Here is a 19,109-nt window from a genome sequence, read left to right on the forward strand (position 1 = left end):
AGGTTCAGTTTTTAAAATATGAAATTATCATTAGTTACTAACTTTATATCCAATATGGGAGCTAGATATATCTTTTTTAGAATATATCATATGTTGTTAGCTAAATTAGGATTTCAAAAAGTAAGATTTCCTATTGAACCTTCAAAAAAAGAGTTGATATCTCTTATGGATTGGAGGGAAACAAATTTTAATATTTTTTCATTTAATGATGAGTTAGAAAGAGTAAGGGATAAAGAACTGGAAATTAATGCTACTAAAATTTTAGGTGGAGAGATACAATTTTTTAGTTCAGATTGGAAAAAACTTAATAGAGAGTACAATTGGTTGAAGAATCCGACTTCAGGCTTTATATACGACATATCGAAGCATTGGTCAATTATTCCTGATCTATCTTCAGAATCAGGAGATATAAAGTTTGTATGGGAAAAATCAAGATTTACTTATTTGATTACTATTTTAAGATATGATTTTCATTTTAAAAAAAATAACGCAGAGTTTATTTTTTCTGAGGTAGAAAGCTGGATTGATAATAATCCCATAAACCAAGGGCCTAACTGGATATGTAGTCAAGAAATTTCTCTTAGAATTTTTAATTGGTGTTTTGTTCTTGATTATTATAAATACGATCAAGCTTTGACTGAAGATAGATGGAATAAAATTCAAAATGTAATTTATTGGTCAATTGATCATGTTTATAACAATATTAATTTTTCTAGAATTGCAGTAAGAAATAATCATGCAATAACTGAGACTTTATTTTTAAGTTTGAGTGAATTGTTATTCCCATTTATAACAGAAACTAAAAAATGGTCTAAAAAAGGAAGAAAATATTTCGAAGAAGAAATAAATTATCAAATTTATAATGACGGAACTTTCCTACAACATAGTATGAATTATCATCGAGTAGTAATTCAGTTACTATCCCTAGGTATTACAATTACTGAAAAATTTCAAAAACCTTTTGCAAAAAGCATCTATGAAAAAGCTTACAAATCATTAAACTTTTTATTTCAATCCATACAAGAAGAAAATGGTTTTCTTCCTAATTATGGAGCAAATGACGGAGCTTGGTTTTTCCCATTGTCAACAACTGATTATAGAGATTACCGACCACAATTAAATAGTTTACATAGAGTATTAACAGGTGAATATTTATTTGAAGAAGAGTTTCTAAGAGAAGATTTTTTGAATGTTAGTTTAAAAGCCAATTCAATGAAGGTTTTAAAGAGAGAAATGGGGATACATACATTTGATATTGGTGGATATTATATTAGTCGTGATTCAAAAGATTTTACTTTTATAAAATGTGGTAAATATAAAGATAGACCTTCGCAAGCAGATAATTTACATCTAGATATATGGGTCAAAGGAATTAATATATTGAGAGATTCAGGATCCTATAAATACAATACAGATAAAGAATATGTGAAGTATTTTAATGGAACAGAAGGACACAATACTGTTAGTGTTTCAGGAGAAGACCAAATGTTAAAAGGAGGAAGATTTATTTGGTTTTATTGGGTTAAAAAAGCAAAAGCATTTTTAAATAAAAATAATAACACTTATAATTTTAAAGGTGAAATTAAGGCCTTTAAACATGTAGCACCTAATATTGTTCATGAAAGATCGGTTAAAAAAACAATAGGAGAAAATCTATGGCAAGTGAACGACAATGTTAAAAATAAAGGAAATAAAAAAATTTATCAATATTGGCATTTAGATAAAAAATACTTGGAAAACATAGAAATAATTTCCAAAGATGAAGATGGTAATTTGTTAAAACCTTTGATTGAAGAAAAATGGTATTCAGGTTATTATGGAGTAAAGGAAAGATCAGTAAGATTACGATTTGAAACAAATAAAAGTCAATTTAATACAGAAATAAGAATAACTTTATAAATGAGAATTTTATTAATACATCAAGCTTTTTTAGAAAAAGATGATGGTGGTGGATCTAGATTTAATGAAATGACGAAGACATGGGCAAATCAAGGTCATGAAATAACTGTTTTAGGAGGAATGGTTCATTACACAACAGGAAAGAAACACAAAAGATATAAAGGAAAATTTACTTTTAAAGATGAAAATTTTTATAGTAATGTTGATGTAATAAGATGCCACGTTTCTGAAAGTTACAACGTGAATTTTTTAGGAAGATTGTGGGCTTATTTCTCGTTTGTTTTTTCAAGTATTTATGCAGGTTTATTTAAAACTAAAGGGAAGTTTGATGTTATATTAGTTACTTCTCCACCATTATTTGTAGCCATAACAGCTTATGTTCTATCTATAATTAAAAGAACACCTTTTATTTTTGAAATACGTGATTTGTGGCCAGAGTCTGCTATAGATACAGGTGTGCTTAAAAACAAAATGATTATAAAGTTTGCTTATTGGTTCGAAAAATTTATCTATAAGAGATCTAAATTAATTAATGTTTTAACTCCTGCTTTCAAAGAAAAACTTTTAGAGAAAAAAAATATTAAAAAAGAAAAAATAATATTCATTCCTAATGCTGCTGATTTTACTTTGTCAGAGAAGGTACAAGAAACATTTGATGCATTATCTTTTAAAAAAGAATTGAATTTAGAAGATAAATTTGTAATAACATATGTAGGTGCTCATGGTGTAGCTAACCATTTGATTCAGTTAGTGCATACCGCAGTATTATTGAAAGGAACAAATATTGTTTTTCAATTAATTGGTTCTGGAATGCAGAAGGATATGCTTATTTCAAAAACTAAAGAACTTGAGGTTGAAGATTATGTAGTTTTTAGAGACCCAGTTTCTAAATCTGAAGTTTTTAAATATATTTTAGCTTCTGATATGGGAGCTTCAGTTTTAAAAAGAGTTGATACTTTTAAAACTATTTATTCTAATAAGACTTTTGATTACATGTCATGTAAAAAACCTATTTTACTGGCAATTGAAGGAGTGTCAAAAGATCTTATAGAGACTGCTAATTGTGGTATTTGTGTTGTGCCAGAAGACGCAGAGGATATTTCAAAGAAAATCTTGGAATATAAAGATAAAGTAGATTTACAAAAGCAACAAGGAGAAAATGGGTACATTTATGCTAAAAAGCATTTTGATAGATTATCTCTAGCTGATGAGTATATAAACCATATAGAAAAAACATTAAAATAATGTATCGTAATTTTTTTAAGAGAATATTCGATTTGCTCTTTGGTCTTGGTAGTGTTGTTTTATTAAGTCCATTATTTATTATTATCATAATAGCTATTTATTTTTCAAGTAAGGGTTCAGCATTTTATACTCAAGATAGGATAGGGTTAAATGGTGGTTTGTTTAAACTATATAAATTCCGTTCTATGTATGTAAATCGTAATTTTTCTGTAGATAAGCAAGTTTATAAAGATGATGTAAATGTAACTAAAGTAGGTAGATTTATTAGAAGATATAAAATTGATGAATTAGCTCAATTAATAAATGTTATAAAAGGCGACATGTCTATAGTAGGACCTCGTCCAGTACTTCCTAATATTAAAGAATATTTTGATGATAATGCTGAATATAGATTAAAAGTTAGACCTGGATTAACTGGGTTATCACAAGTAAATGGAAATATACATTTGCCATGGAAAGATCGTTGGGTTTTTGATAGAAAATATGTTGAAAATGTTAGTTTAATCAACGATTTGAAAATTATATTCAAAACTTTCGCAGTTGTAATTTTAGGAGAGGAAAGGTTTAAAAAAGATTAAAAGTAAAATGAGAATTGTTTTAGCAGGTGCAGTAACATCAACGCAAGCAACATTAAATCAACTTATAAAGCATAAGATGGATCTTGTTGGTGTTTTAGGATACGAACCTAAATCTTTAAAAAATGTTAGTGCGTATACATTATTAAAACCTATAGCAGAGGAAGAGTCTATTCCTTATAAAGGTTTCTTTAATATAAATGATCCTGATGTAGTTGATCAAATAAAAGAATGGAAACCAGATTTATTGTTTGTTGTAGGTTTATCTCAATTAGTAAAAGATGAGATAATGAATATACCAACAAAAGGAGTTGTCGGTTTTCATCCCACTAACCTACCAAGAGGAAGAGGTCGTGCGCCTATTGCTTGGTCAATTTTAAATGAAAAAAAAGGAGGAGCGAACTTTTTTTTAATTGATTCAGGAGTTGATAGTGGTCCAATTTTAGGACAAAAATTATTTGATATTGAAGAAGACGATTATGCTGAAGATTTTGAGTTGAAAATGTTAGATGCCATTTCGGAAGCATTAGAAGAATGGTTCCCAAAATTAAAGAATGGAAAAATAGAATATATAGAACAAGAGCATTCTAAAGCCACATATTATGGAAGAAGAGCACCTAATGATGGATGTATTAATTGGTCTCAAACTTCAAAAGATATTTATAAGTTAATTAGAGCATCATCTAGACCACATCCAGGAGCATTTACATTTAAAGAAGACGTAAAAATAATAATTTGGAAAGCTAGAATTGAAAATAATAGTAATTTTGCAGGTGTAATAGGAAGAGTATTAGAGGTTGACGAAGATGGAGTAGCTTTAGTTCAAACTGGAGAAGGTTTATTAAGTTTAATAGATTATGAAATTTTTGATTTATCAAATAATCGATTAAATAAAAAACTAAAAGTTGGTCAAAAACTTGGTTATTATTCTGATATTGAGATATTCAAAATGAAACAAGAATTGGAAAAATTAAAAAAATATTAAATGAATGTACTAGTAATAGCACCTCATGCTGACGATGAAATATTGGGATGTGGAGCTACAATAGCAAAGCATATATCAGAGGGAGATACTGTAAAAGTAGTTGTAGTAACTAGAGGTATTAAAGAATTGTACTCTGATGATGTAATAGAAGGTATTAGGAAAGAAGCAAAAGAAGCACATAAATATCTAAAAATAGAAGAGACAATATTTTATGATTTTCCTGCTCCTATGTTGGATCAAACTCCATCATATTTAATTTCCAATGAGATAAGTAAAATAATCAAATCTTATGAACCAGAGATAGTTTATCTACCTCATAGAGGTGATTTACATAAGGATCATAGAATGGTGTTTGAATCTTCTTTAGTGGCAATTAAACCTGTTAATGGATGTTCAGTTAAAGAAATCTATAGTTATGAAACTTTATCTGAGACTGAGTGGGCGGCACCTTTTGGAGATGATGCTTTTATACCTAATGTTTTTGTAGACGTTAGTGAATTTATGGAACAGAAGGTTGAAGCAATGAAGAAGTTTGAAAGTCAGCTAAAAGAGTTTCCTCATTCTAGATCTATTGAAGCTATTAATGCTTTAGCAAAGTTCAGAGGCTCTACTGTTGGTGCAAATGCTGCTGAATCATTCATGTTAATAAGAAATATAAAATAGAAAATAAACATTGTGAATATGAAATTTATAACTGAAGTTAAATTAAGAACTAATGATGCTGAATTAGCAGCTTTAGAGGTGAAAAAGGCGCTAAAAGAGTATAAAGTAATTAAAGTAATACCTGAGTGGTATTTAGGAGACTTAAGAGAGTTTTATGATGTTTTAACTGATAATGTAGGTGAATCAATTAATATTGGAGAAGATTTTAAAAATGAAGGGGCTCAAACTCACGAGAAATGGTTAGAAATAAGATATGACCATGACATTCCTGATTTATCTGCTTATAGACATAGTAAGAATGCTCAACCACTTCATACCGATGAATCTTACATTGCTAATCCAGCTGATATAATGTTGTTTTATAGTGTTAATAAAGCTATTAAAGGTGGAGCTACTACATTTATTGACGGACCAGTTTTATTAAAATATATGGAGGAAAACTGCCCTGATTTATTAAATCGTCTTACAACTACAGATGTTAGATATAAGAAAGCAGGAGAAGAAAGAACTGAAAAAATAATTGATATTAAAGAGGATGGATTAATTCACTTTAATTATAACTACTATTGTGTAGATAAAGACGAAACAGAAGAGAATAAAGCTTTAAACAAAGAATTTTTTGACTTCTTACAAAATTATATAGCAAATTCTCACATGATTGAACAAGTTACGTTAAATCCTGGAGAAGCAGTTTTATGGTGGGATGAACTAGTTTTACATGGTCGAACTTCATATGAAGTAGCTAAAACAAATGATAGATTTATCTGGAAAACAGGCCTAAAGTGGAAGAACTAAAACAAAACTTATCTTTAAGTCCTATTACACTAGGAACTATGCGTTTTGCTGATAAAAAGTTATCAGTTATTGATGTTTTAAGATTGATTGAAGAAGGTTATTCTATTGGAATAGATACTCATCATTCATCTTATGAGTATAGTTCCTATGATTTATATTCAAGTGCGATCTCAAAGGCTTCTTGTAAAAAGAGCATTAAGCATATTGTTAAAATATCATCACCTCATTTTGAGGAAACTAAGTTTTCACATCTCAATTTAGAAACCAAGATTGATAACGAATTAAGAAAACTAGATATAGATAGTATTGATGTTTTACAATGGTTAGTAAGATCAAAGCCGATTAATGATAAAGATAGGTTACATACTCTAATATCTCAAAAAGATGAGATTTTAAATTCCCTTTATAAATTAAAGAAAAAAGGTAAAATTAAAAGTGTTTTTAGTTTTCCATATTCACCTGTCTTTGCACAAGAAGTAATTAAGTTACCACATCTTGATGGTGTAATCTCTTACTTAAACAAAGAAGAGAAAGAGTATGAAAATTTTGCTAAAACAGTTCCTTTTATAGCTATTAGACCTTTTTTTGCTGGTAAGTTAATAAAAAGTTCTAAAACACAAGACGTGATTAAAGGGTGTTTATCACATGTATTAAAATATCAAAATGTATTATCGACAGTTGTAGGGATTAATTCTGTTAACCAACTGGAAGTATATAAAGAATTTTTGAAATAATGAATACTTGTTTATATGGAGCTAGTGGTCATGGTAAAGTAATCTTAGAAATATTGAAGGCTTCAGGAAAAGTTGTTAGAGGTATTTTTGATGATTCTAAAAACTTGTCATCAAATTTACTAGGGACAAAAATATTAGGAGCTTTCTCTAAAGAGAAATGTAATACAGGCGATGAAATAATAATTTCAATAGGTGACAATAGGGTTAGAAACAGAATTGTAAATAAGCTTGATGTAAAGTTTGGTAAAGCTGTACATCCTAATGCTTTTATTTCTGAGACAGCAAGTATTGATGAAGGAACTGTGATAATGGCTGGGGCTGTTATTAATGCTGAGGCTAAGATAGGCAAGCATTGCATAATAAATACCAATTGTAATATTGATCATGATTGTAATATTAAAGATTATGTTCATATTTCACCAGGTGTTACTGTAACAGGAGGTGTTGAAGTAGAAATAGGAGCTCACATTGGTGCAGGTGCAGTTTTGATTCCTAATATTCGAATAGGTAAATGGTCAACAATTGGAGCAGGGACAGTTGTTATAAAAGATGTTCCAGATTTTGCTGTAGTAGTTGGGAATCCAGGAAAAATAATTAAATACAGAAAGGAAGAAAATGAATAAAATTTGGTTATCCTCTCCACATATGGGAGGAGGAGAGCAAAAATATGTACAGGAAGCATTTGATACAAATTGGGTTGCTCCTCTAGGGCCTAATGTGAATGGTTTCGAAGATGATTTAGAAAAATATATAGCTCATAATTCAAAAGTAGCATGTTTAGCCTCTGGTACTTCAGCGTTACATTTAGCATTAGTATTAGCAGGGGTTTCTAATGGTGACGAGGTTTTATGTCAAAGTATGACTTTTTCAGCTTCAGCAAATCCTATTGTATATCAGGGAGGTGTTCCAGTGTTCATTGATAGCGAAAAAGAAACTTGGAATATGTGTCCACATGCTTTAAAAGCTGCTATTGAAGATAGAGTTTCTAAAGGAAAAAAACCAAAGGCAATTATTGTTGTTTATTTATATGGAATGCCTGCAAAAATTGATCAAATAAAAAAACTAAGTGAATACTATGAAATACCATTAATTGAAGATGCTGCTGAAGCTTTAGGTTCAACTTATAAAGGACAAAAATGTGGTACGTTTGGAGATTTTGGGGTTTTATCTTTTAACGGAAATAAAATTATTACTACCTCAGGAGGTGGAGCTTTAGTTTCTCATAGTGAAGAAAGTAAGCAAAAAGCAATCTTTCTAGCTACTCAAGCAAGAGATAATGCACCTCATTATCAGCATTCAGAGATTGGTTATAACTATCGTATGAGTAATATAACGGCTGGTATTGGAAGAGGTCAAATGGAAGTTTTAGATAAGCATATTAGTTTAAGGAGAGCAAATAATTTGTTTTACAAAGAAATATTTAAAGATATAAATGGAATAGAAGTTTTCACTGAATCATCATCAGATTATTATTCAAATCATTGGTTAAGTTCTATCTTAATAGATGAAAATCAAATAGGCTTTTCTAGAGAGGATTTGAGATTATCTATGTTAGAAGACAATATAGAGTCTAGACCATTATGGAAGCCAATGCATATGCAACCTGTCTTTAAAGATTGTTTGTATTACGGTAGTAACGTTTCAGAAAAACTATTTGAAGATGGGTTATGTTTACCTTCAGGTTCTAATTTAAGTGATGAAGATAGAGAACGAATAAAAGAGGTAATTTTGAAAATGATTAGGTAATGAAAAAAATATTAGTAACAGGCGGTTTAGGATTTATAGGATCTCATGTAGTAGTGGAGTTACAAAACTCAGGTTTTGAGGTAGTGATTATCGATGATTTATCTAATTCTAAAATAGAAGTATTAGAGCAAATTACTGAGATTTCTAATGTTAAACCCAACTTTTATCAAATAGACTTACGAGATAAAAAAGCAGTACATAGCTTTTTTAATGGGAATATAATTGATGGAGTGATACATTTTGCAGCTTTCAAAGCAGTAGGCGAAAGTGTGCAAAAACCGTTGGATTATTACGAGAATAATATCAATGCTTTAGTTTACCTGCTACAAGAGATGAAAGATCGAAATATTGATCATTTTATCTTCAGTTCATCGTGTACGGTGTACGGACAAGCAGATGAGTTACCAATTACAGAAGGAGCACTTATTAAACCAGCGGAATCTCCTTATGGGAATACCAAACAGATAGGAGAGGAGATTATAAAAGATAGTTGTAAAGCGTATGACATGAATGCGATAGCTTTACGATACTTTAATCCGATAGGAGCACATGAGTCAATTAAAATTGGAGAGTTACCATTAGGAGTACCACAAAATTTAATTCCGTTTATCACACAAACAGCTGCTGGTATTCGAGAAGAACTGGCTGTTTTTGGAGATGATTATCCAACTCCAGACGGGACAGCCATTCGTGATTATATTCATGTTGTAGATTTAGCAAAAGCGCATGTAAAAGCTTTGGAACGTTTGTTGAATAAAGAGAATGAAGAAAATTTTGAGTTTTTCAATGTGGGAACTGGTAAAGGAAGTTCTGTGATGGAGATTATAAAAACTTTTGAAAAGGTTACCCAACAATCGTTGAAATACAAAATAGTAGCTAGAAGAGAAGGAGATATCACAGCAGCGTATGCAGATACTACTAAAGCCAATGAAGTTTTAGGGTGGTCACCTCAAGAGACATTGGAAGAAGCGTTGCTTTCTGCTTGGAAATGGCAACAGAAACAATCATAATTTAAAACGTCATTTCAATGGTAGGGAGAAACCTTTAGGTTCAGCATAGCTAAATTTTAAGGTTGTGAGGAGTTACTCCTTTTAATAAGATTTCTCACATTCGTTATCACTCAGTTCGAAATGACGTTTTGTTTGTCATTTCTGTAAAGAGAAACCTTTTGATTCAGCGTAGTTAAACTGAAAGGATGGATAATGCATAATCAATAATTAAGAACTCTAAATTCCTCACTAAAAACTAAAAATTGAGAACCTCATCTCCCCAATAGTTTATTTTTTCTATACATTAGCAGTATCATAGATGGGGTAAACAGATTACAAATATGATAAAATCATAATTCGTAATTCATAAATCAAAATTGTATTATATGAAAGGCATTATACTAGCAGGAGGGTCAGGAACACGGTTATATCCTATTACTAAAGGAGTATCAAAACAATTGCTACCAGTTTATGATAAACCGATGATTTATTATCCGTTATCAGTATTAATGTTGGCTGGTATTCGAGATATTTTGATTATTTCTACTCCAGATGATCTTCCAAGTTTTCAAAAATTATTAGGAGACGGTAATGATTTAGGAATACACTTAAGTTATGCAGAACAACCTTCACCGGATGGGTTAGCACAAGCCTTTATAATAGGAGAAGAGTTTATAGCGAATGATGATGTTTGTCTCATTTTAGGCGATAATATTTTTTATGGTCACGGATTGCCGGAAATGCTTCAAGCTGCCATACAAAATATAAAAAAAGAGAATAAAGCTACTGTTTTTGGGTACAATGTAAAAGATCCTCAACGTTACGGAGTAGTAGATTTTGATGAGGGTGGAAATGCTGTTTCTATTATTGAAAAACCAGAAAACCCAAAATCAAACTATGCAGTGGTTGGTTTGTATTTTTATCCAAACCATGTAATTCAAGTAGCCAAAAATGTAAAGCCTTCAGGAAGAGGAGAGCTGGAAATCACTTCAGTAAATCAGTATTATTTAGAAAACGAACAGTTAAAGGTTGAGTTAATGGGACGTGGTTTTGCGTGGTTAGATACCGGGACACATGATTCTTTATTAGAAGCAAGTCAATTTATTGAAACTATTGAAAAACGTCAAGGTTTAAAAGTAGCATGTATAGAAGAAATAGCACTATACATGGGGTATATTAATAAAGAACAAGTCAGGAATTTAGCAGAACCTTTGAAAAAAAATAGCTATGGACAATACTTATTAAACTTAGCAAAAGAGAGATAATGATTTTTACGAAGACTGAAATTCCTGAAGTTGTTGTTATTGAACCAAAAGTTTTTGGAGATCATAGAGGATATTTTTTTGAATCTTTCAATCAAAAAGAATTTGAAAATAATATTGAACACATAAATTTTGTTCAAGATAATGAGTCAAAATCAACTTACGGAACCTTAAGAGGGTTGCATTTTCAACAACCACCTTTTGCACAAGCGAAGCTAGTCCGTTGTATCCAAGGAAAAGTATTGGATGTAGTGGTTGATGTTCGAAAAGACTCCCCTACCTATGGGAAACATATAGCGGTAGAGTTATCCGAAGAAAATAAAAAGCAAGTATTTATTCCAAGAGGTTTTGCGCACGGGTTTGTAACCTTATCCAAAGAAGCTATTTTTGCATACAAAGTAGATAATTGGTATGCTCCTGAATACGATTCTGGAATTATATGGAACGATACTACGTTGAATATTGATTGGAAAACTAATCCTGAAGACGTAATACTTTCTTCAAAAGACCAACAACTTTCTACTTTTATAGAGTTAAAAACTCCGTTTATTTATTAGTAACTTTGAGTTTATATACTAAACTTTCATGAGGAATATATTAATTACAGGAGGAGCTGGCTTTATAGGCTCTCATGTGGTGCGATTGTTTGTAAATAAGTATCCAAACGATCACATAATAAATTTAGATGCATTAACCTACGCAGGAAATCTAGAAAATTTAAAAGATATTGAGCATCAACCGAACTACACCTTTGTAAAAGGAGATATTTGCGATGAAGGTTTGGTGAAAGAATTGTTTTCTACCTATTCAATTGATGGAGTTATTCATTTAGCAGCAGAATCACATGTAGATCGTTCTATCATAGATCCTTTGTCATTTGTTAAAACTAATGTTTATGGAACTTTAAATTTATTAGAAGTTGCTAAAAATAGTTGGAAAGGCAATTTTGAAGGGAAATTGTTTTACCATATTTCTACGGATGAGGTGTATGGAAGCTTAGGAGATGATGGGTTTTTTACTGAAGAAACTTCGTATAATCCCAAATCACCTTATTCGGCATCAAAAGCTTCTTCAGATCATTTTGTAAGAGCATATTATAATACATATGGCTTGCCCATGGTAATTTCTAACTGTTCAAATAATTACGGATCACATCAGTTTCCTGAGAAATTAATTCCATTATTCATCAATAATATTTGTAATAACAAACCTTTACCAGTGTACGGTAAGGGAGAAAATGTAAGAGATTGGTTGTATGTGGAAGATCATGCGAAAGCAATCGATGTTATTTTTCATAAAGGAAAATTAGGAGATACATATAATATAGGGGGGGGGAATGAATGGAAAAATATTGATTTGATTAAAGTTCTAATAAAAGTAGTAGATAGGTTTTTAGGGAGAGAAAAAGGAGCATCAGAAGAACTAATCACTCACGTAAAAGATAGAGCAGGTCATGATTTTCGTTATGCAATAGACGCATCAAAGCTTAAAAATGAGTTAGGGTGGGAACCTTCTTTACAGTTTGAAGAAGGAATAGAAAAAACAGTTAAATGGTATTTGGAAAATAAAGATTGGGTTAAGAATGTTACAAGTGGAGAGTACCAAAAATATTATAAAGAAATGTATAAGTAATAAAAAGCCAAAACTAAAAGTTTTGGCTTTTTTATTGTAAGATTAAGATTATTTATCTAAGTCTACTTAAACTTAAATCTTCATTGTATTTAACTATAAATAAACCTTGATTTCCACTGCTTCCAAACATTTTTTTACGATAATCAAATTTATTTTCAACACGTAAAGAAACTCCTTTTTTAAAGGTGTCTGTAAGTTCATTCCCCGAAGCTAAACGCATTAAAACATCATAGGTAATATCGAACCCTTTAATAGCATAGTCTGAAGGGATAGTATTGTTTTTTTGTAAATATTTGTTGTTGAAATCTTTTGTTTCTATAGCATCTTCATCTGAGTATGTGTTAGAAACATAAGTGAAATTGATACTGGCAAGCTTATTATTATCAATCTTATCATAAGCGCTACCTTTACTGGTAGCAAATACCTGAACTTTAGTTTCGTCAGGTAAACTAATCATACTATTTAAGGCATCAGCAACTACTACATTATCTTCTGAAGCAAGGATTACCCAGTTATGTCTTTTAGAAGACATTTTGCTTGTAAAACGTTCTCTTTTTATGTAGCCTTTTTCTGGTTTTAAAACATGTATGTTATTAATACTATCATGTTTTTTTAGCTCAGAAATAATCTTAGAAACACTTATGTTAGTGTCTTTTTTTTCATCGCTTACAATAAATATTTCTTGATCTTTATAGTTGTCTTTTAAATAAGATGCTAAATACTCAGTGTAATTGTCTTTTTCGGGAGAAGTTTTTACTAATTTAGATGAAGAAAATTTACTTTGTTTACTAGAGTAATGAGGGAAAACAACAGGTGCATTTACATCACGAGCAACAACTTCTGCTTTGTCAGAGTAAAAAGGACCAATAACTACATCGGTATTTTCTAACCTTTTATTCTTTAAAATGGTGGCGATATTCTTCCCTCTATTTCCTGTGTCAAAAAGATTAACATTTACCAGTACTCCTTGCTTTTTAATAGAGTCAATAGCGATTTCAGCTCCTAAATAAAAATCAGTAACCATGTTTGCTAATTGGTTTCCTTCAAAAATATCTTTGCTTGATTTAGTATTGTACTCATCAGCTTTAAAAGGAAGCAAAATAGCAAGATTTATAGAGGTGTCAATTTCAATAGAATCTTTATAAAAAGTATAGTTCTCTTTTTTACTAACTTCTTCAATAGGTTTGATTTTTAATAATTGACCAATTGATAATTTGTTATCAACTAAATCTGGATATTCAGGATTCAAACGCAATAAATCTTCTTTGGATACATTGTAGAAACGAGTTAAACTGTACATAGTTTCTTTACTCTTTACAGTATGTGTTAAGAACTTTTCTAAGACTTCCTCTTTATCAATAGTAATGGTTTTCTTGATTTCTTTAACTTTTAATATTTGACCAATACTTAAATTATTACTTTGAATATTAGTGTATTCAGGATTAAATTTGATTAAGTCATCTTTGGTAATACCATATTGTTTTGTAATACGGTAAACAGTTTCTCCTTTTTGAACTTCGTGAGTTTCATATTCAACAATTGTTTGTTGAAATTCAGTATTGTCATCTTCAGTTTCAGGAGTTGTGTCTTTATGCTTATCAGTGTCAGTGGTATCTACGGTTTCTTCTTCAGGAGAAGAAGTAGTAGATGGAGAAGTACTATTTTTAATTTTAGGATTAGGTATAACAATTACTGTGTTAGCTTCAGGACGTCTTCCAACATCAGGATTTAAGCGTAATAAATCTTTCGTTCTCATGTCCAAACGGTCTGCAATGTCTCGCATCGTCTCACCTTCTTGGATTTTGTACGAAACGTAACGTTTTTGTTGACCGCAAGAAACGGTAAAAGTTAAAATACAAACTAATAGTAAAAATTGTAATTTCTTCATCTACTCTTTTTTTATATTAATGATGGATTTTTATTCCCATTCAATTGTTGCTGGTGGTTTAGAGCTAATGTCGTATACAACTCTATTTACCCCCTTTACATTATTTATTATTTTATTAGATGTTTTTTGTAAAAACTCATAAGGTAAATTAACCCAATCTGCAGTCATACCATCAGTACTCTCTACTGCTCTCAAGGCAACTACCTTTTCATAAGTTCTTTCATCTCCCATAACTCCAACAGAGTTTACAGGTAACAAAATAGCACCTGCTTGCCATACTTTATCGTATAATCCGCTTTCTTTTAATCCGTTGATGAATACAGCATCTACTTCTTGTAAAATACGAACTTTTTCAGCAGTGATATCTCCTAAAATCCTAATAGCTAAACCAGGACCAGGGAATGGATGACGACCTAATAACTCTTTATCAATTCCCATAGAAGCACCTACACGACGTACTTCATCTTTAAAAATCATACGTAAAGGTTCTACCACTTTTAATTTCATGAAATCTGGTAATCCACCTACGTTGTGATGACTTTTTATAGTAGCTGAAGGACCACCGTTTACAGAAACTGATTCAATCACATCAGGGTATATTGTTCCTTGAGCTAACCATTTAGCATCTTCTATTTGATGCGCTTCATCATCAAAAACATCAATAAAAACTTTACCAATGGCTTTACGTTTCGCTTCTGGGTCACTTAATCCTGCAAGCTCTTCCAAAAAACGTGCCGAAGCATCTATACCTTTAACGTTTAATCCCATACCTTCGTATTGCTTTAATACGTCAGTAAACTCATTTTTACGTAACAATCCGTTATTAACAAAAATACAGTGTAAATTACTTCCTATAGCTTTGTGTAGTAGAACCGCAGCTACGGTAGAATCTACTCCGCCTGACAATCCTAAAACAACTTTATCATTACCTATTTTAGCTTTTAACTCAGCGACCGTTTCGTCTACGAAAGAATCTGGTGTCCAAGTTTGGGCTACTCCTGCTATATTAACTAAAAAGTTTTGTAATAATTGTTTCCCATCTGTAGAATGATACACTTCTGGGTGAAATTGAATGGCATAGGTAGTCTCTCCCTCAATTTTATATGCTGCATTTTCTACATCATGAGTACTTGCTAGCAAAGTTCCGTTAGTTGGTAATTCTTTTATTGTATCAGAATGGCTCATCCAAACTTGACTTCCTTCTGAAATGTTTTTAAAGAATTCTTCTCCTTCTTTAATAAAAGATAAATTAGCCCTACCATATTCACGAGTGTTGGAAGGAGCTACTAAACCACCAGAAAAATGAGCTAAGTATTGTGCACCATAGCATACTGCTAATAAAGGTTTTTTACCTCTTATTTCAGATAAATCTGGATGAGGAGCCTCTTCTGAACGAACAGATGATGGACTTCCAGAAAGGATTACAGCTTTAAAATCGTTTAAGTTTTGTGGTATTTTGTTGTAAGGATGAATTTCACAATAAATGTTTAATTCTCTTACGCGGCGCGCAATTAACTGTGTGTATTGCGATCCGAAATCTAATATAAGTACGTTGTGTTGTTGCATGCGCAAAAATAGTACTTACATTTTAGATTTGCGAGAATATTTAACAAGAAATTCTTCTGCTTAACAAACTATTAATACTTGTACACAATTGCATTGATATTCATCCCTGCACCAACAGAGGCAAGTATAATAACATCGCCTTTTTTTACTTCTTGGTTTTCAATATTGCCTTTTAAAACTAAATCGAGTAGGGTAGGTACTGTAGCTACCGAACTGTTCCCTAATTTGTGAATGCTCATAGGCATCACACCTTCAGGAATTGGTTTCTTATACAAACGATAAAAGCGTTTAATGATAGCCTCATCCATTTTTTCATTGGCTTGATGAATGAATATTTTTTTTACATCATCAATAGCTACACCACTTTTATCTAAAGCAGTTTGCATAGCTTTTGGAACATTGGTTAAGGCAAATTCATAAATTTTTCGTCCATGCATTTTTATATAACGTACATCGTTATCCTTACTTTTATCATTAGAATTCCCGAAGAACAGGTAATAAGCTTCTTCTTTAGTAAAAGTTTGTGAAGCATGACTCAAAATTCCACTATCGTTTTTATCAGCAGCTTCTACGATACAAGCACCAGCACCATCACTATAAATCATAGAGTCGCGATCGTTCATGTCTATAACTCTTGATAGAGTTTCGCCACCTATTACTAAACATTTTTTAGCAATACCAGCTTTTATAAAAGCTTGAGCTTGAATAACACCTTCAATCCAACCTGGGCAACCGAATAGAATATCGTATGCTACACAATTTGGATTTTCAATTTGTAGTAAATGTTTTACACGAGTAGCTAAACTTGGAAGAATGTCACTTTGAATAGCATCTTTTTTAACATCTCCAAAATTATGAGCAAAAATGATATAGTCTAATTCTTCAGGATTAATATTAGCATCTTCAATTGCTTTTTTTGCAGCAAAAAAACCTAGGTCAGAAGCTTTGTATTCTGGCTTAGCATAGCGACGCTCTTCAATACCAGTTATAGATTTAAACTTTTCAATAATTACAGGATTCGAATTATCAAAGGAAGTCCCATCAGCATTTAAGAAGAAGTTGTCATTAAACTTACTATTTTCTTTTTTAATTGATGGAATAAAGGCACCTGTTCCTGTTATTACTGATAATTTCATTCGATATACTAAATTTTAAATGTTGAGTAATTACAAATAAAACATTTTTACAGTCGATAACCTCTTTATTTACAGTCAATTTTTAAGAATTACGATATTCTTAAAAAACATAAAAGGTTTTGTTTTTTTATAAATATAAATGGGCTTTTTTTATGATTTTAATCTTTTGAAGTTACAAATAGGAACTATCGAAAGAAAAAGGTAGTAAAGAAAGCAGTGATTCAGTTTTTATAATTTTACCAACTTCACCCATAAAAATAATTTCAATAGGTTGTTGTTGATTTATTTCGTATTCTGATAATGTTTGACGGCATGCTCCACAAGGACCAACTGGTTTATTCACGGTAGAATTTTCAGAAGCTGCCGTTATAGCTATTTTTTTTACCTTCATATCAGGGAAATCAGAACCAGCTTTCCAAATAGCCACTCGCTCTGCGCACATACCAGAAGGGTAGGCAGCACTTTCTTGATTATTACCTAAAACAACCTCACCATTATCAAGTAATACAGCAGCTCCAACATTGAATTTAGAGTAAGGAGCGTAAGCTTTTTGTCTTGCTTCAACAGCTTTGTCCATTAAAAAAGCATCTTCGGTTGATAATTGTGAAATATTATCAAATAGAGTTGCTGTAGTAGTTACGTCAATTTTCTTCATCGTAAATAAATTAGTCAAAAAAAGCAGTCGATAAGACTGCTTTTATATTCTGATACGAATTTATAAAAAAAAATACTATTTTTTAATATACTTCATATAGTTCTCCTAAATCAAATGATAAAGAAAAACGTAATGTATTTTCTAAAGGATTATTAACAGCTGCGGTATTTACCAAGTACGATAAATCTAAAGTAAAAGCTCTTGCAGTAAACCCAGTACCTAAAGTAAAGTACTGACGTTGTCCTTTTTCTTCACTCTCATGAAAATAACCTGCTCTAAGAGCAAAAGCATTATTGTACAAGTATTCAGCACCTAAGGCCCATGTAGTTTCTTGTAATTCTTCACTAAAACTTCTGTCTCCCAAAGAGGTGAACATTCCTTCGAACCAACCTCTTTCTGAGTTAGGACTAGATGGAACTAATAACTTTGTGAATTCTAAGTTAAGCCCCAAAATGTTTTTGTCATCAAAGATAAAATCAAAACCACCACCAATTTTAGCATTGGTTGGAATAAAGTTAGGAACACCAGGACTATACTCTACTTTTGGGCCTATGTTAGCGATGTTAAAACCTAATCTGTAACGCCCGTTAAAGTTTCCAAAGTTTTTCTCTTTAGATTGATAATAACCAGAAACATCAACAGCAAAAGAATTAACAGCTTCTAAATTGGAATCGTTACTTCTTATTTTGTAATTAGAGTGGATGTACTTTAAACCGATTCCCATAGAAAAAGTTTCACTTAACTTTAATGAATAAATACCAGTAATAGCTAATTCATTAGGGTTCTCTATTCCATTAGAAGCACCGCTGTCATTAGTTAAAGCTACTTCTCCAAGAGAGAAATACTTTAAATCAACTCCCCAAGCTGATTTTTCACTATACCTATTAACGTAAGAACCTCCACCAACAAAAATATCGTCAGTTAAGTTTCTAAGCCAAGGAGTATAGTTAAGTCCTATGCTTATTCTGTTTTGATTAAATGCAGTTTTTGCAGGGTTGTGAAAGATAGAAAAGGCGTCTGAAGATGTAGCAACTCCGATATCTCCCATACCACCAGCACGAGCATCAGGTGTAATCAATAAAAAAGGCATTGCCGTGGTATTTATTGATGTTTGGGCTTGCGCTTTATTTTGAAGGGTAAAGCACACAAAAAATAATACGATTGATAATTTTTTCATGTAAAATTTGATTAATTGTTTAGCAAATATATAATTTTTCTTGGGGGAGTATATAACTAATAACTTTTTTTGGACTTCTTTGTAACGCAAACTTTAAAAGTTTATTTATTAGTTTAATAAGGTAACGGTATTACCATGATAATATTATATGTATTCTCAGAA

18 protein-coding genes are annotated in these 19,109 nt (G+C 31.1%); 13 read left to right on the forward strand and 5 right to left on the reverse strand.

All coding sequences use genetic code 11. The features are described 5' to 3' along the window. The first annotated feature begins 18 nt into the window (after positions 1–18). The 13 genes from D6T69_RS05680 (at position 19) to rfbB (ending at position 12,525) form a co-directional block, all read left to right on the forward strand. A complete protein-coding gene (locus tag D6T69_RS05680) occupies positions 19–1,899 on the forward strand; it encodes a heparinase II/III family protein (protein ID WP_125066845.1) in 1,881 nt (626 codons plus the stop codon). Continuing rightward, the gene (locus D6T69_RS05685) at positions 1,900–3,144 is read left to right on the forward strand and encodes a glycosyltransferase family 4 protein (protein WP_125066846.1); all 1,245 of its coding nucleotides are present in this window, start codon (positions 1,900–1,902) and stop codon (positions 3,142–3,144) included. Next, the gene (locus D6T69_RS05690; protein ID WP_125066847.1) at positions 3,144–3,722 is read left to right on the forward strand and encodes a sugar transferase; all 579 of its coding nucleotides are present in this window, start codon (positions 3,144–3,146) and stop codon (positions 3,720–3,722) included. The genes D6T69_RS05685 and D6T69_RS05690 overlap by 1 nt, the downstream gene beginning before the upstream one ends. 7 nt (positions 3,723–3,729) lie before the next feature. Then, positions 3,730–4,704: a methionyl-tRNA formyltransferase gene (locus D6T69_RS05695; protein ID WP_125066848.1), complete on the forward strand. Its 975-nt coding sequence runs from the start codon at positions 3,730–3,732 to the stop codon at positions 4,702–4,704. Further along, complete coding sequence (locus D6T69_RS05700; RefSeq protein WP_125066849.1) at positions 4,705–5,367, forward strand: PIG-L deacetylase family protein; 663 nt, start codon at positions 4,705–4,707, stop codon at positions 5,365–5,367. Positions 5,368–5,385: 18 nt separating this feature from the next. After that, complete coding sequence (locus D6T69_RS05705; RefSeq protein WP_125066850.1) at positions 5,386–6,162, forward strand: TauD/TfdA family dioxygenase; 777 nt, start codon at positions 5,386–5,388, stop codon at positions 6,160–6,162. Then, complete coding sequence (locus D6T69_RS05710; protein WP_125066851.1) at positions 6,150–6,896, forward strand: aldo/keto reductase; 747 nt, start codon at positions 6,150–6,152, stop codon at positions 6,894–6,896. Before D6T69_RS05705 ends, D6T69_RS05710 begins: the two co-directional genes overlap by 13 nt. Next, positions 6,896–7,519, forward strand: coding sequence for an acetyltransferase (locus D6T69_RS05715; RefSeq protein ID WP_125066852.1), 624 nt, complete (start codon positions 6,896–6,898; stop codon positions 7,517–7,519). The genes D6T69_RS05710 and D6T69_RS05715 overlap by 1 nt, the downstream gene beginning before the upstream one ends. After that, the gene (locus D6T69_RS05720) at positions 7,512–8,642 is read left to right on the forward strand and encodes an aminotransferase class I/II-fold pyridoxal phosphate-dependent enzyme (protein WP_125066853.1); all 1,131 of its coding nucleotides are present in this window, start codon (positions 7,512–7,514) and stop codon (positions 8,640–8,642) included. Before D6T69_RS05715 ends, D6T69_RS05720 begins: the two co-directional genes overlap by 8 nt. Beyond that, positions 8,642–9,652, forward strand: coding sequence for a UDP-glucose 4-epimerase GalE (gene galE / locus D6T69_RS05725; RefSeq protein ID WP_125066854.1), 1,011 nt, complete (start codon positions 8,642–8,644; stop codon positions 9,650–9,652). The genes D6T69_RS05720 and galE overlap by 1 nt, the downstream gene beginning before the upstream one ends. Positions 9,653–10,017: 365 nt before the next feature. After that, positions 10,018–10,896: a glucose-1-phosphate thymidylyltransferase RfbA gene (gene rfbA, locus D6T69_RS05730; protein ID WP_125066855.1), complete on the forward strand. Its 879-nt coding sequence runs from the start codon at positions 10,018–10,020 to the stop codon at positions 10,894–10,896. Further along, the gene (gene rfbC / locus D6T69_RS05735; RefSeq protein ID WP_125066856.1) at positions 10,896–11,450 is read left to right on the forward strand and encodes a dTDP-4-dehydrorhamnose 3,5-epimerase; all 555 of its coding nucleotides are present in this window, start codon (positions 10,896–10,898) and stop codon (positions 11,448–11,450) included. Before rfbA ends, rfbC begins: the two co-directional genes overlap by 1 nt. Positions 11,451–11,478: 28 nt before the next feature. Next, complete coding sequence (gene rfbB / locus D6T69_RS05740) at positions 11,479–12,525, forward strand: dTDP-glucose 4,6-dehydratase (protein WP_125066857.1); 1,047 nt, start codon at positions 11,479–11,481, stop codon at positions 12,523–12,525. Between the two features lie 52 nt (positions 12,526–12,577). Here rfbB and D6T69_RS05745 read toward each other — a convergent pair whose 3' ends face one another. From D6T69_RS05745 to porV, 5 genes are all read right to left on the reverse strand, one after another. Beyond that, positions 12,578–14,413, reverse strand: a complete 1,836-nt coding sequence (locus D6T69_RS05745) for a LysM peptidoglycan-binding domain-containing protein (protein ID WP_125066858.1) — start codon at positions 14,411–14,413, stop codon at positions 12,578–12,580. Positions 14,414–14,443: 30 nt separating this feature from the next. Then, on the reverse strand, positions 14,444–15,979 hold the full coding sequence (gene guaA, locus D6T69_RS05750; protein ID WP_125066859.1) for a glutamine-hydrolyzing GMP synthase: 1,536 nt from the start codon (positions 15,977–15,979) through the stop codon (positions 14,444–14,446). Between the two features lie 71 nt (positions 15,980–16,050). After that, on the reverse strand, positions 16,051–17,115 hold the full coding sequence (locus tag D6T69_RS05755; protein WP_125066860.1) for a 3-oxoacyl-ACP synthase III family protein: 1,065 nt from the start codon (positions 17,113–17,115) through the stop codon (positions 16,051–16,053). Between the two features lie 172 nt (positions 17,116–17,287). Then, the gene (gene cdd, locus D6T69_RS05760) at positions 17,288–17,770 is read right to left on the reverse strand and encodes a cytidine deaminase (protein WP_125066861.1); all 483 of its coding nucleotides are present in this window, start codon (positions 17,768–17,770) and stop codon (positions 17,288–17,290) included. 82 nt (positions 17,771–17,852) lie between these two features. Continuing rightward, positions 17,853–18,947, reverse strand: coding sequence for a type IX secretion system outer membrane channel protein PorV (gene porV / locus D6T69_RS05765; RefSeq protein WP_125066862.1), 1,095 nt, complete (start codon positions 18,945–18,947; stop codon positions 17,853–17,855). Between the last annotated feature and the right edge of the window lie 162 nt (positions 18,948–19,109).

The sequence above is a fragment of the Tenacibaculum singaporense genome (assembly GCF_003867015.1).
Taxonomy (GTDB): Bacteria; Bacteroidota; Bacteroidia; order Flavobacteriales; family Flavobacteriaceae; genus Polaribacter; species Polaribacter singaporensis.